At 30.0% G+C, this 17,233-nt stretch carries 10 protein-coding genes; 3 read left to right on the forward strand and 7 right to left on the reverse strand.

Annotated elements, in window-relative coordinates; all coding sequences use genetic code 11:
* From P161_RS0114645 to lysA, 7 genes are all read right to left on the reverse strand, one after another.
* Nucleotides 1-2,346 (reverse strand): type IA DNA topoisomerase, encoded by a 2,346-nt coding sequence (locus P161_RS0114645; protein WP_026777671.1) that lies wholly within the window; start codon nt 2,344-2,346, stop codon nt 1-3.
* Between the two features lie 48 nt (nt 2,347-2,394).
* On the reverse strand, nt 2,395-3,273 hold the full coding sequence (locus tag P161_RS0114650) for a GIY-YIG nuclease family protein (RefSeq protein ID WP_026777672.1): 879 nt from the start codon (nt 3,271-3,273) through the stop codon (nt 2,395-2,397).
* A 91-nt stretch (nt 3,274-3,364) separates the two neighbouring features.
* Nucleotides 3,365-5,488 (reverse strand): Tex family protein, encoded by a 2,124-nt coding sequence (locus P161_RS0114655; protein WP_026777673.1) that lies wholly within the window; start codon nt 5,486-5,488, stop codon nt 3,365-3,367.
* Nucleotides 5,489-5,571: 83 nt separating this feature from the next.
* A complete protein-coding gene (locus P161_RS0114660) occupies nt 5,572-8,475 on the reverse strand; it encodes an ELWxxDGT repeat protein (protein ID WP_081817048.1) in 2,904 nt (967 codons plus the stop codon).
* A gap of 71 nt (nt 8,476-8,546) precedes the next feature.
* On the reverse strand, nt 8,547-9,059 hold the full coding sequence (locus tag P161_RS0114665) for a GNAT family N-acetyltransferase (RefSeq protein WP_026777675.1): 513 nt from the start codon (nt 9,057-9,059) through the stop codon (nt 8,547-8,549).
* A gap of 97 nt (nt 9,060-9,156) precedes the next feature.
* Nucleotides 9,157-9,768 (reverse strand): fumarylacetoacetate hydrolase family protein, encoded by a 612-nt coding sequence (locus tag P161_RS0114670; RefSeq protein WP_026777676.1) that lies wholly within the window; start codon nt 9,766-9,768, stop codon nt 9,157-9,159.
* Nucleotides 9,769-9,862: 94 nt separating this feature from the next.
* Complete coding sequence (lysA, locus tag P161_RS0114675; RefSeq protein ID WP_302846544.1) at nt 9,863-11,113, reverse strand: diaminopimelate decarboxylase; 1,251 nt, start codon at nt 11,111-11,113, stop codon at nt 9,863-9,865.
* A 246-nt stretch (nt 11,114-11,359) separates the two neighbouring features.
* Here lysA and P161_RS0114680 point away from each other — a divergent pair, with 246 nt between their 5' ends.
* The 3 genes from P161_RS0114680 (at nt 11,360) to P161_RS0114690 (ending at nt 17,233) form a co-directional block, all read left to right on the forward strand.
* Nucleotides 11,360-13,222, forward strand: coding sequence for a DNA topoisomerase IV subunit B (locus tag P161_RS0114680; protein WP_026777678.1), 1,863 nt, complete (start codon nt 11,360-11,362; stop codon nt 13,220-13,222).
* Between the two features lie 316 nt (nt 13,223-13,538).
* Entirely contained in the window at nt 13,539-14,060 is a 522-nt protein-coding gene (locus tag P161_RS0114685) for an ORF6N domain-containing protein (RefSeq protein ID WP_026777679.1), read from the forward strand.
* Between the two features lie 410 nt (nt 14,061-14,470).
* On the forward strand, nt 14,471-17,233 hold the full coding sequence (locus P161_RS0114690; RefSeq protein ID WP_026777680.1) for a DNA gyrase/topoisomerase IV subunit A: 2,763 nt from the start codon (nt 14,471-14,473) through the stop codon (nt 17,231-17,233).

The raw sequence follows: 17,233 nt of genomic DNA on the forward strand, positions 1-17,233 counted from the left end.
TTACTTAGATATAATTTCTAAAACAAAATCTTTTGTCAATGGTTTTCCATTGGCAATTTTTTTGATGTTATCAAAAGTAAAAATAAAATCGCAACCCCTTTTATAATTAGAACAACCATAGGCAGTTTTACCTTTTAATACTGTGCCTGTTTTACATTTAGGACAAGAAATTTTTGATGTTGAACTTGTTTCAGTATCTTTTTTTGGTTTTTCTATAGTTTTTTTAGGCTCTAATTTTAGATTAAAATCATCATCAAAACGAATTAAACCTTCTATTTTTTGATCATTTAAAACAAATCCTTTTAAATTTGTTGTGCAGTTTTTGTCAATCAATCTTTTAATTTGATTTTCAGAGACTTTCTTTCCATAAATCTCAAAAGGAATTTTAAAAGCGCAATTATTTTTATATTCAGAACATCCAAAAGCAGAAGAACCTTTTAACAGTTGTCCCTTTTTACATTTTGGACATTTTTTTCCAGCAACTTTTTTAGATTTTGTTGAAGTTGTTTTCGTATCTTTTTTTGATTGTGAATCTGAATTTGAAGAGTTCTCGTCTGCGCTCGAATTAACAGAAGAAATTCGTTTTGAAGATTTGTTAGAACGCACTTCATACACCAATTCATCTACCATTTTTTTCATGTTGTTGATGAACGTTCCTGCATTGAATTCTCCACGTTCAATTTCTTTTAAACGTTTTTCCCACCTTCCAGTCAATTCAGCAGATTTTAGCAATTCATTATCAATAATATTAATTAAATCGATGCCTGTTTGCGTTGGTAAAACTAATTTTTTCTTGCGCTCAATATATTTTCTTCTGAATAAAGTTTCTATGATACTTGCTCTTGTAGAAGGTCTTCCAATTCCGTTTTCTTTCATTAGCTCACGTAAATTTTCGTCATCAACTTGTTTGCCAGCAGTTTCCATAGCTCTTAATAAACTTGCTTCCGTAAAGTTTCTTGGAGGTTTTGTTTCTTTTTCTAAAAACGAAGGTTCATGAGGCCCTTTTTCTCCTTTAACAAAGTTGGGTAAAATTGCTTCACTATTTTTTTTATCAATCTTTTCTGCAGATTGAAAAACAACGCGCCAACCTTGTGTTAAAATTTCTTTTCCTGTTGTTTTAAAAGGAATTTTAGCTGCTTTTCCCAAAATAGTCGAATTAGAAATATCTGATTCCGGATAAAATACAGCAATAAAACGTTTGGTAATAATATCGTAAACCTGCTGTTGATTGTATTGCAAATTACTCTGAATTCCTGTTGGAATTATGGCATGGTGATCTGTAACTTTCTTATCATCAAAAACACGTTTGGTTTTCTTTATTTTCTTACCTAAAAGCGGCTGTGTTAATTCGCTATAACTTGTTAATTTTGATAAAATTCCATGTATTTTAGGATACATATCATTGGGTAAAAAAGTAGTATCAACTCTTGGGTAGGTAACTACTTTCATTTCATATAACTTCTGAACAATTTTTAGAGTTTCGTCTGCAGAAAAACCGAACTTATTATTACAATACACCTGTAAACCTGTTAAATCGAATAATTTAGGTGCATAATCTTTTCCTTTCTTTTTGGTAACAGAAACAATTTCAAAGTCAGATTCTTTAACTTTATCAGCTAAAATTTGGCCATCTTCTTTTTTTAGAAAACGCCCATCTTCGTAATTAAAAAGTGTATCTCTATAGGTAGTTTGTAATTCCCAATAAGGTTCTGGTTTAAAATCTCTAATTTCCACAAAACGATTTACCAACATAGCCAGGGTAGGAGTTTGCACTCTACCCACTGATAAAACCTGTTTGTAACCGCCAAATTTTACAGTGTATAATCTGGTTGCATTTAGGCCTAAAAGCCAATCTCCAATAGCTCTTGAATAACCAGCATAATAAAGATTGTCATATTTTTCTGAAGATTCTAAATTTTCAAATCCTTCTTTTATAGCCTCTTCAGTAAGTGATGAAATCCATAAACGCTGTACTTTTCCTTTGTAATTGCATTGGTTGATAACCCATCTTTGAATGAGTTCTCCTTCAGTTCCAGCATCCCCACAGTTGATAACAACTTCAGCTTTGTCAAACAAAGATTTTACAATATTGAATTGCTTTTTAATTCCAGCATCGCCAGTAACTTTGGTGTCAAAACGTTCTGGAAGCATTGGTAAATTGTTCAAATCCCAACTTTTCCAGTGAGGTTTGTAATCTTTAGGTTCTAAAAGCGTGCATAAATGACCAAAAGTATAAGTAACAGCATAACCATTGCCTTCGTAAAAACCATCACGTTTTGTGTTGGCTCCTAGAATGTTAGCGATTTCTCTTGCTACACTTGGTTTTTCTGCAATACAGACTTTCATTGATTATTTTTGTGAGGTCGAAAATAAGGAAATAATTAAATACAAATTTTAATTGTTGATATTTTCTTGAACTTCTTTAAATGTCAAACCATTTTTGGTAATCCACTCTGTAAACCCATTTGAATTTCTACCCAAAACCATATTAGAGGCTGCACTAGGGCTGTTAAAAACTGTATCTTCTGTAAAAATTAACTTATCTAGGTTTTCTTTCATTATACCAGTTTCAACTAATTTTCGTCTCATATTTCTATAAGTGTCAGTACAAGAATTTGATAAACTTTTTTTAGCTTCACTTCCTTTAGAAATTATATAACCTTGATCAGTTTCTTGCATTGTTGCTTTGAAAGTTTTTGTTTTTATTAAATAAGTTTCGTGAATTGATATTTTATCAGAAATATTATTTTTATCACTTTCTTTTATTGTTGATGAAATTAAAAATTTGAAGCCCATTACAGGTAAAATTAACTTTATCTGTTCTAGAAAATATTCCATATCAGATATATCTGCTTCATGCAAGGTTGGAAGACTAGGAGAATTTCCATTATCAATTTGAGCAGTTTTAGCATCAATTGCAATTTGTACTAATCTAGATTCTAAATATCTTATTTGTGTTTTTGTTAATAACTCATCTTTACTTACAAAGAATATTAATTCCTTAAAATCTTTATTTGGGTCGCTAAGATGTTGTTTTAATCTAACTTTTATGTTTTCTGCTTCACCTATATAAATTTTTTCGTCAAAAGCTTCATCAGTAGGATCACCTTTTAAACAATAAACACCAGGATTATCAAATTCATTTCTATTAATTATTTTATTAATTGATGATCGAGGACTATAAATAGCTTTACCTACCCAATTCCCAATTTCACTCAATCTAGGACCATAAGCAGTCCCATCAATCATGTAGACAGTCAATTTTTTTCCCATTACAATTTAATTATTTTGAAAAGTTTTAATCTAACAAAAATTTTTTTCTTTCATTTTTAAAGATAATCAATTTAATGCTTTAAATGATATTTTACTTCATCAAAGCCAATTGAATTCTCTTCCTCACAACATCAACCTTTAAAACTTTTACAATAATTTGTTGTTGTAAATTAACGATTGCATTTATATCTTTTACAAAAGTTTCTGATAAATTAGAAACGTGAATTAAGCCACTTTCTTTGATGCCAATATCTACAAAACAGCCAAAATTAGTAATGTTATTTACTATTCCTGGTAAAAGTTGTCCTGTTCTTAAATCAGCAATTGATTTGATATTTTCATCAAAAGAAAACGCTTTTGCTTTGGCTCTTGGATCTAAACCTGGTTTTTCTAATTCTTTTACAATGTCCTGTAATGTTGGCAAACCAATGTTTTCAGAAATATAATTTTTTAAGTTTATTTTTTGGAGAATTTCTTTATTTCCAATCAAATTAGAAACATTTTTCTTTACATCTTTGGCAATTTTATCAACCAAAAAATAGCTTTCTGGATGTACAGCAGAATCATCTAAAGGATTTTTTCCGTTCTTGATTCTTAAAAAACCTGCAGCTTGTTCAAAAGCTTTTCCTCCTAATCTTGGTACTTTTTTAATTTCTTTTCTTGATGAAAAAGAGCCATTTTCATTTCTATAATTTACAATATTTTCCGCCAATTTTGGTCCAATACCAGAAACGTAACTCAACAAAGATTCACTTGCAGTATTAATGTTTACACCAACAGTATTTACACAACTTTCTACAGTTGTATCTAAAGATTTTTTCAATTTTGTTTGATCAACATCATGCTGATATTGCCCAACTCCAATCGATTTTGCATCAATCTTTACCAATTCAGCTAAAGGGTCTTGCAATCTTCGTCCAATAGAAACAGAACCACGAACTGTAACATCGTAATTTGGGAATTCGTCTCTTGCAATTTTTGATGCAGAATAAATAGAGGCTCCAGCTTCACTCACCACAAAAACATCAATTTTATCTTTAAAAATAATTTTTTTAACTAAATCTTCTGTTTCTCTGGAAGCTGTTCCATTTCCGATTGCAATTGCATCAATTTTATAAGTTTCAGCTAAAGAACCTAATTTTTTTTTGGCTTCATTAGCTTGATTTTGTGGTTGATGAGGATAAATATTTTCATTGTGTAGTAAATCTCCTTGTTCATTTAAACAAACCACTTTACAGCCAGATTTAAAACCAGGATCGATTGCCAAAATACGTTTTTCACCTAAAGGCGAACCTAATAACAACTGTTTTAGGTTTTTTGTGAAGACATTTATAGCATCTTCATCTGCTTTTTCTTTCGCAATTGATAAAGCTTCATTTGATAGAGAAGGAAATAACAAACGTTTATAAGCATCTTGAATTGCCAACTCAATTTGTGCTGTACAATTGTTTTGAGACTTGATAATTCTATTCTCAATTCTTTGTAACAATCTTTCTGAATCAACTTCAATCTTAACTCGAATAAAACCTTCGTTTTCTGCTCTTAAAATTGCTAGTAATCTATGTGAAGGAATATTTTTTAAACTTTCACTCCAATCAAAATAATCTTTAAATTTTTGTGCGTTTTCTTCATCAATTTTACTCTTAATTATTTTTGATGAAATTGTGGCAAAACGTTCTAATTCTCTTCTGATATTGTTTCTAATATCTGTCCTTTCATTAATCCATTCTGCAATTATAAAACGTGCGCCTTCCAAAGCATCATCAATATTTGTTACTTCTTTTGATGTATATTTTGAGGCAGTTTGTTGTAAGTTATTTACATTTTGGCTTAATATCATCTTTGCCAAAGGTTCTAAACCTTGCAAACGAGCAGTTTCTGATTTGGTTTTTCGTTTTTTCTTGTAAGGCAAATACAAATCTTCTAAAGAGATTAAATCTTTAGAATTTTTAACTTGATTCTCTAATTCACTTGTTAAAACATTTTGTTCTTCTAACACTTTTAAAATTGTCGATTTTCGTTTTTCTAAAGCGTCAAAAAGTTCTTTGAATTTTACAATTTCGCCAATTTGCACTTCATCTAAATTCCCTGTCATTTCCTTTCTATATCTACTGATAAAAGGAATGGTTGCATCTTCATTTAACAGAGAAATAGTATTTTCTACAGATTTTGATGAAAGTTGTGTTTGTTGAATTATATATTGAAGTAGTTGCATTTTGTGTCTAAATTTTATCAGAAAAAAACCTCATAAAATGAATTTATGAGGTTACAAATATAGTTTTAATTTAAACTTTAAATTTAATTCTTAATCCACTTTTTAGAGTAAATATTGCCAAATTCATCTTCAACTTTTAAAATATACATACCTGAATTTAGTTTCGAAACATCAATAGAATTAAAAGAAGTAGTTGCAATTTTTTTTCCTAATAAATTGTAAACTATTCCAGATTTTATTGGTTTGTTTGATTTGATATACAACATAGAATTTACTGGATTTGGATAAATTGTGAAACCTAATTGTCCATCAAAACTTAAGGTATCAAAATTATCTGTACTTAAAACAGCACTTAAATTTGTTACTAATAATTCTTCACCTTTATCATTGAAACTACCTGTAAAATAAAAATCGTTTTCAATAAAAGTGCTTAAAGCAGCCAAACCTCCTGGTAAATTTTCATAATTAACATCAAAACTGTTTGTAGATAAAACAGGGGTTAATGTGCCAGAATTTTCCACAAAATACATTCTATAAATAAAATCAGAGTTTCCAAAATGTTTTGTGTTTATAAACATTTTTTCTCCTTTTGCAACATAATCAAAATATTGATCTATACTACTTGTGCCAGTTTCAGAATCTTTAGAATATAGTTTTTCTGGAGCTGTTGTGTTGCTTAAACGCCATAATTCTGTTTGCGAAGAAGCATTTCTGATAGCAAAGTATAAATAACTATTATGAGCAAAAAAATTGGTTGAGTTTATACCTCGTGAACCAGGCACAATGTCTGCAACAATAGCAATACTATCATCTTTTTCTAAAGCCCACATTTCATCGCCTGTAACTCCACTTTCTGTCTTGTTAAAATATACTTTGTCTTTTACAGGGTAAAATGTTGTATTTCCTGTATTTGGAATTCCAATAACACCATCTGTAGCAGTATCTGTTCTTTGTAATTCTGTTTTATTAGTTCTATTATTTCTTCCATAGAAATACAATTCGTTATTAAAAGAGAAATACGTAAATGCGTTTATAGTTCCGTTTCTAATTACATTGCTTATTTGCGTTGCTTTTTGGGTTCCAGCAATAGTTCCGTTTGTTTTCCACATTGTATAACTTGTATTGTTAATGCTAGAACCTCCAACATAAAAATATAGTTCGTTGTTTACTTCTACAAAAAGTGGTCTTGCATCTAGTGATTCTTGATAACTTGAGTTTGATCCAGGAAGAATATCTTTTAACATTATTGTGCCTTCTTCTGTACCATCAGATTTCCAAGGTTCCATGCCATTTGTGCCGTTATTTGCATAAAAATAGAGTTGATTGTTAAAAATTTTAAACTCTCCAACTCTTACATAGGCTCTTCCATCATTTAAAAAAGTATCACCATTTGGATTGATGTCTTTTACAATTTTAGTGCCTGCTTCTGTGCCATCTGTAATCCAAAGTTCGTATCCTTTTTCTGTGGTATAAGCTTTAAAAAAGATTTTATCGTTTATTAAATAAAAATCGAAAGGATTACTAGATTGAAATCCTGGATGAATGTCTTTAACCAAAGTTGTAGTTGTGCCATCAAAAACAAACAATTCTCTACCATGGATGTTATCATCTGCAGCAAAATAAATTTTACCATTTAATTCTGTTTGAAATTTTGGTTCTGAATCTAAATTACCTGTTTTATTGATGTCTTTTAATAATTTTGTACCTGTATTTGTGCCATCAGAAATCCAAAGCTCTCCAATATCATAAGCCCCAATGGTTCCAGTAAATATTAATTTTTCTCCTAAAGTATACATATTAAAAGTTGGTGTTTGTCCATCTGGCCAAAAAGGATCTAAAGCATAAGTGCCAGTATTTGTACCATTGGTAACCCAAACTCTATCTCCTTGATTTTTATAATTAGATACAAAATAGGTTTTAGTTGTTGTGCTTGCAGCATATTGTCTTACAGAAGTTATATCTGGTGTTGTTAACCTTGTTGTAGTTGTTGTTGTATCGTCAAAAATATGAATACCTCTTTGTAATATTAGTAGTAAATCATTTCCTCTATTCACAATTACTTGTATGCCTCCATCACCATTTACGTTACTTAATACTAATTTTGTGCCAGCTTCTGTGCCATCTGTTTCCCAAAGTTCGTGCGTAAATGCAAAATAAACTTTGTTGTTAAAAGAGGTTATGCCTAAAATTTTAGAAGAAGGTGTTCCTGTAAATGTTTCCAATTTTAAAGTTCCAACATCTGTGCCATCTGTTGCCCATAACTCTTTGTCACCATTTAAAAACAAAAATTTATCTGAAGCTTTGTAAAAATTAGATGGTTTTGCACTTACAGTTTGAAACGTATTTACACCCACTTCTTTTAAGAAATAGGTTCCAGCAGCTGTACCATCAGAAATATAAGGTTCCAAACCTAACGTTTTAGTGTTGATATAAGCTACAAATCGATTATCATCTAATTTTGATAATCCATTTCCGTTAAAAGTGCCATTTGTACTTGCAAATTCATTTCTAGGAAAAGAGATTAATAATTCTGTAGTATTTCCATCAGTTTTAAATAAACCGCTAAAATCTGCGTCTACATATTCTAAATAATAGACAAAATCTTTAAACACACCTACAACAGGGTTATTGTATCCTAAATTTTCTTTTATTTTTGTTGAATTCGCTTCTGTTCCATCAGTTTTCCAAAGATCTCTACCTTCTAGAAAATATATAAAATTATCTGTTGCAAAATATCCTTTATCTGGAAGATTATCTATTTGAATAGTGCCACTTTCTGTTCCATCAGTTTTCCAAAGTTTTCTTACTGAATCGTTATTAGAAAACTCATCTCCAAGTTCAGCAGAAAAGAATAATTGATTTTTGAATTTAAAGAAATTTTGTAAAGAGCTTCCAACAGTTCCCTGATTTACATCACTTGCCACTTGAATTTGAGCACTAAATGAAAAGCTAAAGATGCAAAACGTAAAAAGTAGTATTTTTTTCATAAAATTGAATTTTAAAGTTATTCAAAATTATGATGGTAGTTTATTGCGATCAATACGTCAAATGACGTATTTTAAGAAATCACTTTCTCAAAAGCCAATCTTTTTGCATTGTAATTAGTATAAATAATTCCACAGTATTTATAACCCAATTTTTTGATTAAAGATTGCATACCAATATTTTCTTCATGGGTATCAATCTTTAAACTTTTGATATTTTTTTCTTCCAATTGTAAATGAAATTCGTGAAATAGAAAAGTTGCCAAACCAAATTGTCTGAATTCTTTTTTAATGGCCAATCTATGAATTACACCATACACTTCATCTTCTGAAACGAGCCATTTTCCTTCAATAATTTTATAAGTAGGCTCTTTTCTTAAGGTGAACATAGATGTTGCCATAATTTGATTTTCTTTATTGACAACCACATAACTTTCGCCTTTGTTAATGTCATTTTCAATTTGTACAGCATTTGGATAGCCATTTTGCCATTGATCGATATTTTGAGAAGCTAAATACGCTTTTGCATCATCAATAATGGACATAATATTTGGAATATCATCAAAAGTAGAAAGTCTTATTTTCATCAAAAAAGTATTAGAAAACTTAAATTAAATTTAGGAATTAGAAAATTAGGTTTCGACTGCGCTCAACCTGACAGCTTTAAACTAAAATAAATTATGATTATATCATTTTAAAATCTAACAATAATTCACCCTCAATTGAACATTGTAAATGATCGCCTTTAAAAACTTCTCCTTTTCCCAAAGCAGGAGTTCCAGTAAAAATTAAGTCTCCAGGTTGCAAAGTCATATAATTGGAAATAAATACGATAATATCAGCAAAATCGTTAATCATATAAGCTGTATTACTTTTTTGTTTTTCTTCGCCATTAATTTTTAAATCGAAATTAATATCATCTAAATTATAATTAGAAACAGGTTTAAAGCTAGAAATTGGAGCAGCACCATCAAAACCTTTGGCAAAATCCCAAGGATGTTTGGTTTCTCTAGCATCATTTAAAAGATCTGTTGCAGTATAATCAATACCAACAGCAATTTCAGAAATGTAAGAATTTGCAGTTTCTTTGGTAATATTTTTTCCTTCTTTTCCTATTTTGATAACTAGCTCAATTTCGTAAATTAATTCGTTGGTAATATTACTTGGATACAGAACATCACAATTAACAGCTAAACTACTTTCGGGTTTAGAAAAAATAAATTTCTTAGCTTTCCTTTTCTCTTCAAGTTCCTTTAAATCTGATACGTAATTACTACCAATTCCTAATATTTTCATTGTATTTTAAATTTAATTTATAAAGTAAAAAGCCATAAATTATCAATTTTAAAGTTGATGAATTCATGGCTAAAATAATTTATTTTTAGAATTTTTATGCTGTAACTGCTTCTTTTTTCTTGTTTGATGAAAATTCCACAATTTCTTGATTGTGTAAAATATCTTTAATCGTTTGTCTTTTTCTGATTAAATAATCTTTACCATCAACTATCATAACTTCTGCTGGTAAATATCTTGAATTATAATTAGAAGCCATAGAAAAACAATACGCTCCTGCATTATGAAAACACAACACATCTTCTTCTGAAATTTCTGAAATTCTTCTGTTAGATGCAAACGTATCTGTTTCACAAATATAACCTACCACAGAATAATAACGATCTCTTCCAGTTGGATTCGAAATATTTGTAATATGATGATGAGAGTTGTACATCATTGGTCTTACTAAATGATTAAAACCAGAATCTACATGTGCAAAAACAGTAGAAGTAGTTTGTTTTACAACATTTACTTTTGCTAAAAATACACCAGCTTCAGAAACTAAAAACTTTCCAGGTTCAAACATTAAAGTGATGTCTTTACCATATTCAACACAAAATTCGTTGAATCTTTCTGACAATTGTACTCCTAATTGCTCAATATCTGTAGAAATATCACCTTCTTTATAAGGTACTTTAAAACCACTTCCAAAATCGATAAAATCGATATTATCAAATTGTTTAGCAACATCAAACAAGATTTCTGTTGCACGTAAAAAAGTATCAATATCTAAAATATCAGAACCTGTGTGCATATGAATTCCATTGATATTCATTTTTGTATTTTCTACAACTCTTTTAATATGAGGAACTTGGTGTATGGATATTCCAAATTTAGAATCGATATGCCCAACAGAAATTTTAGAATTTCCACCAGCCATAATATGTGGGTTTATACGTACACAAACAGGGATTTCTGGATGCTTTTGTCCAAAAGATTCTAGAATAGAAAGATTATCAATATTAATTTGAACCCCTAATTTGGCAACTTCTTCAATTTCTTTTAAAGAAACGCCATTTGGTGTGTAAATTATTTTCTTCGGATCAATTCCTGTTGTTAAACCCAACTGAACTTCTTGATAAGAAACAGTATCTAAACCAGCACCTAAATTTTTAAAGAATTTTAAAATATTGATGTTAGAAAGTGCTTTTACAGCATAATTCAATTTTAAGTTTTTAACATTGCTAAAAGCATTTGTTAATCTGTTATATTGAGATTCAATTTTATCTGTATCATATACATATAAAGGGCTTCCGTATTTATTTGCTAATTCTAAAAGTTGTGTATTTTCCACGATTATTTTAATTTTATTACTGGCTTCAAAAATAGTTATTTTGTTGAATAAACAATGATTTGTTTAAAAATACAACATATTGTTTTTTTTTGTGATTTTTCATCATTTTTAATGATGAAATGCTGAACTTGATTCAGTATCTTTTGCTAAAATTTTCGTTGAAATCCTGTTGATAACTAATTAAAATTCCTGTTTTATTTATCTGTTGATAATACTATATTGTCGAGTACTTTAAACCTAACCACAGTAAGGATTTTTATGAGTGAAGAAACAAAATATACAGAAGATAATATTAGATCATTAGACTGGAAAGAGCATATTAGAATGCGACCAGGAATGTATATTGGTAAATTAGGAGATGGCTCTTCTGCAGACGATGGAATTTACATTCTAGTAAAAGAAGTGTTAGATAATTCCATTGATGAATATGTAATGGGTGCAGGAAAAACCATTGAAATTTCTATTCATGGAAGCAAAGTTACAGTTAGAGATTATGGACGTGGAATTCCGTTAGGAAAAGTTGTTGACGTAGTTTCCAAGATGAATACTGGTGGAAAATACGACTCAAAAGCGTTTAAAAAGTCAGTGGGTTTAAATGGTGTGGGTACAAAAGCAGTAAATGCACTATCGTCTTATTTTAGAGTAGAATCTTCACGTGAAGGAAAATCTGCCTCTGCTGAATTTAGCCAAGGAAATTTAGAAAATCAAGAATTTTTAGAAGAAACTTCTCGTAGAAAAGGAACTAAAGTTTCTTTTATTCCTGATGAAGAAATTTTTAAGAAGTACAAATACAGAAACGAATATGTAGCAAAAATGCTAAAATATTATGTGTATTTGAATCCTGGATTAACCATTATTTTTAATGGCGAAAAATTCTTTTCTGAAAATGGATTAAAAGATTTATTAGAAGATAATAACAATCAAGAAGATTTATTATACCCAATTATTCATTTAAAAGGCGATGATATTGAAATTGCAATTACACACAGTAAAACACAATATTCAGAGGAATATCACTCTTTTGTAAATGGTCAATATACAACGCAAGGAGGAACGCATCAATCTGCATTTAGAGAAGCTATTGTAAAAACCATTCGTGATTTTTACGGAAAAAGTTTTGAGGCTTCAGATGTTCGTAAGTCTATAATTTCCGCAATTGCTATCAAAGTAATGGAACCCGTTTTTGAAAGTCAGACAAAAACGAAATTAGGTTCTACAGAAATGGGAGGTGATTTGCCAACTGTACGAACGTACATTAACGATTTTGTAAAAACAAAATTGGATAATTTCTTACACAGAAATACAGAAATCGCAGACAAACTTCAAAAGAAAATTGTTCAAGCAGAAAAAGAGCGTAAAGAACTTTCTGGAATTCGAAAATTAGCAAGAGATAGAGCTAAAAAAGCAAGTTTACACAATAAAAAATTACGTGATTGCAGAATTCATTTAGGAGACACTAAAAAAGAAGCGTATTTAGAATCTACTTTATTTATAACAGAGGGAGATTCTGCTTCTGGATCAATCACAAAATCACGAAATGTAAACACACAAGCCGTTTTTAGTTTAAAAGGAAAACCTTTAAATTCTTATGGATTGAGTAAAAAAATTGTGTATGAAAATGAGGAGTTTAATTTATTGCAAGCTGCTTTAAATATTGAAGATGGTTTAGAGGATTTGCGTTATAATAACATTGTAATTGCAACAGATGCAGATGTAGATGGAATGCACATCAGATTACTGTTGATTACATTTTTCTTGCAATTTTTCCCAGAATTGATCAAAGAAGGACATTTATTTATTTTAGAAACGCCTTTGTTTAGGGTTAGAAATAAGAAGCAAACTTTTTACTGTTATTCTGAAGAAGAGAAAAAAGAAGCTATAGAAAAGTTAAGAGGAAAACCAGAAATAACTCGATTTAAAGGTTTGGGTGAAATTTCACCAAACGAATTTGTTCATTTTATTGGTGATGACATTCGTTTAGATCCTGTAATGTTAGATAAAGAAATGTCGATTGAACAAATGTTGCAATTTTATATGGGTAAGAATACTCCTGATAGACAGAAGTTTATCATCAATAACTTAAAGGTTGAGTTGGATACTGTTGAGGATATCCTATCTTAAATTCCTATCCTAAATCCTTTCCATTTCGTCTGCGCTCAATGCAGGCTTCAGAAAGGACTTTTAGCAAGTTTGTGGAATTGGAGGTGCCAAATTGACTCTTCCAAATCTCATAAAGACCTCAAAGGTTTTTAAAACCTGTGAGGTCTGGAATACGAAAATCTTGAGGTCCCAAATTGCGACCTCAAGATTCAAATAAAAGTTTAAGGTGTCAAATTGGCTTCTTAAAAATAAAAATAAAATTGGAGGTCGCAAATTGCGACCTCCAATTTAAAAAAACAATTTGAGGAGCCAATTTGGCACCTCAAGATTATAAAAAATGAAAGAAGAAGAGAAAAGTATAATTCCGGATGAAATAATATCTAATAAAATCTATTTGATTCGCAATCAAAAGGTAATGTTAGATAGAGATTTAGCGGAATTATATAGAGTTGAAACAAAAGTCTTAAAACAAGCAGTTAAAAGAAATATAAATCGTTTTCCAGAAGATTTTATGTTTGAATTAACGAAAAATGAGTTTGAAAACTTGAGGTCACAAATTGTGACCTCAAGTTGGGGAGGTACAAGATATTTACCTTCAGTTTTTACAGAACAAGGAGTTGCAATGTTATCAAGTGTTTTGAATAGTGACAGAGCAATTGCTGTAAATATTAAAATTATTAGAATATTTACTAAAATGCGCGATTTATTAAGTGATAATTTGAGTTTACGATTAGAAATTGAAGACATTAAAAAGAAAGTAAACAATCACGATAAAAATATTGAGTTGGTTTTTTCTTATTTGGATGAATTAATCGAGAAAAAAGAAAATCCAGAAGAGAGAAATAAAATTGGGTATTAAATCCTATCCTAAATCCTTTCCATTTCGTCTGCACTCAATGCAGGCTCCAGAAAGGACTTTTAATAAGGTTGTGAAAAAATATACTAAAATTGGGTTTGATATCAGACCTGACAGGTTTTTAAAACCTTTCAGGTCTTGCAAAACTTGATATTACAGTTTTATAGATTTAAATATCAATTAATACAATCTAAAAATAATTAGATTCATAAATAATTATAATTTAGACAAATAGTTAGCAAACAAGCTTGCGTTAGGGATTGAAATGGCATCCTTTTTTCTTTTTCAGAAAAAAGATATAATGTAAAGCCCGACCTTTTTAGGGAACGCCCAAAATGAGTTAATTATAAGAAATTATTTTATCAAAATAAACAATTACACAATTAAACGATTAAACAATTACACGTTTTTTAATGAGTGAAGAAATAAACGAGAACGAACACAAAGAGGAATTAACGAATCCAGAAAATCAAGCAGAAGAGACTGATAATTTGACTGAATCTGTAGAAACCATTACCAAAGTTACAGGAATGTACAAAGAGTGGTTTTTGGATTATGCAAGTTACGTAATTTTAGAAAGAGCTGTGCCTTCTTTAGAGGATGGTTTGAAACCTGTGCAACGTAGAATTATGCATTCTATGAAAGATTTGGATGATGGACGTTACAACAAAGTAGCGAATATTGTTGGGCATACAATGCAGTATCATCCTCATGGAGATGCTTCCATTGCTGATGCTATGGTTCAAATTGGTCAGAAAGAATTGCTGATTGATATGCAAGGAAACTGGGGGAATATTCTAACTGGAGATAGAGCTGCAGCATCAAGATATATTGAAGCACGTTTGTCTAAATTTGCTTTAGACGTGGTTTTTAATCCAAAAACTACGGATTGGAAAATGTCTTATGATGGTCGTAGAAAAGAACCCATAGATTTACCTGTAAAATTCCCATTATTGTTGGCACAAGGAGCAGAAGGAATTGCAGTTGGTTTATCAACAAAAATATTACCACACAATTTTATTGAGTTAATTGATGCTTCCATAAAATACTTAAAAGGTAGAAGTTTTAAAATTGTACCCGATTTTTTAACGGGTGGAATTGCAGATTTTACTGGATATAAAGATGGAAAAAGAGGAGGAAAAGTAAGAGTTCGTGCAAAAATCTCACAACTAGATAAAAAGACGTTGGTCATTAGCGAAATTCCTTTTGGAACAACCACTACTTCTTTAATTGACAGCATTATAAAAGCCAATGAAAAAGGTAAAATAAAAATTAAAAAAATTGAAGACAATACTGCTGCTGAAGTAGAAATTGTGGTGCATTTACCACCAAATGTTTCGCCAGACAAAAGTATTGATGCTTTGTATGCGTTTACATATTGTGAAAGTTCAATTTCGCCTTTAGCATGTACAATCGAAAATAACAAACCAGTTTTTGTTGGGGTTTCTGAAATGTTAAAACACTCCACAGATTTGACTGTTAATTTGCTGAAAAGGGAATTAGAAATTCAGTTAAATGAGTTGGAGGAACAATGGCATTTTTCATCTTTAGAAAGAATTTTTATAGAAAACAGAATTTATAGAGATATTGAAGAAGAAGAAACCTGGGAAGGTGTTATAAAAGCAATCGATTTAGGGTTGCAACCCCATATTAAACATCTTAAAAGACCAGTTACAGAAGAAGATATTACGCGTTTAACAGAAATTAGGATTAAGAAAATATCAAAATTTGATATTGATAAAGCCAAACAATTTTTAGAAAGTTTAGAGGAAAAAATTGCTACAGTAAAAAATCATTTAGCCAATTTAATAGAGTTCGCCATTGATTACTTTAAACGTTTAAAAGAAACCTATGGAGCAGGTAAGGAGCGTAAAACAGAAATTAGAATTTTTGATGATATCGTAGCAAGTAAAGTTGCTATGAATAACGCTAAATTGTATGTAAATAGGGCAGAAGGTTTTATTGGGACTTCATTAAAAAGAGATGAATTTGTTACAGATTGTTCTGATATTGATGATATTATTATCTTTAGAAAGGATGGTGGAATGATGGTTACAAAAGTAGATGCAAAAACTTTTGTAGGCAAAGATATTATTCACGTTGCTGTCTTTAAAAAGAAAGATAAACGTACTGTTTACAACTATATTTATAGAGATGGTGCAAGAGGCGCAAGTTATATGAAACGTTTTAACGTAACCTCTATGACTCGTGATAAAGAATACGATTTAACAAACGGAAGTAAAAATTCTGTTGTACATTATTTTTCGGCAAATCCTAATGGAGAAGCAGAAGTTGTTACAGTAAACTTAAGAGCTGTTGGTAGTGTCAAAAAACTAAAATGGGATATTGATTTTGCAGATTTAGCCGTAAAAGGAAGATCTGTTAGAGGAAATAGAATTACAAAATACACCATTAAAAGTATCGATTTTAAAAGTGAAGGAGTATCAACTTTAAAACCCCGTAAAATTTGGTTTGATGATACTGTACAACGTTTAAATGTTGATGAAAGAGGTGAGTTATTAGGTGAATTTAGAGCAGAAGATAAACTATTAATTATTACGCAAAGTGGAAAAGCAAAAGCTGTAAAGCCAGATTTAGCAATGCATTTTGAAGATGATATGATTGTTTTAGAAAAATGGAAACCTAAAAAGCCAATATCTGCCATTTATTTTGATGGCGAAAAAGAACGTTATTATGTAAAGCGTTTTTTAATTGAAACCACAGAAAAAGAGGAGGAGTTTATTTCTGATCATCCAAAAAGTCAGTTAGAAATTGTGGCCACAGATTATAAACCTGTTGCAGAAGTTCAGTTTTCAAAAAGAAGTTTAGAAAATGAAGAAGTAAATTTTGAGGAATTTATTGCTGTAAAAGGTATTAAAGCATTAGGAAATCAACTAACAACTGATAAAATTAAGCAAGTTAATTTATTAGAATCTTTACCTTTTGAAGAGGAAGAAGAAGAGGAGGAGGAAGAGGAAAAATTAACTGAAACAGAAGAAGTTAATAAAGAAAATAACGAAGATAAATTGCCAATTGACGTACCTGAAACTAAAAAACCTGTTTTAGAAGAATTATCAGCAGAAGAAAAAGCGAAGATTGCGTTGCAAAAGTCAATCGCTAAAAAGAAAGCTGAACAGAAGAAATTGGATGATGAAAATCAGACGAAGTTGTTTTAA

It is taken from the genome of Polaribacter sp. Hel_I_88 (assembly GCF_000687935.1).
Classification (GTDB): Bacteria; Bacteroidota; Bacteroidia; order Flavobacteriales; family Flavobacteriaceae; genus Polaribacter.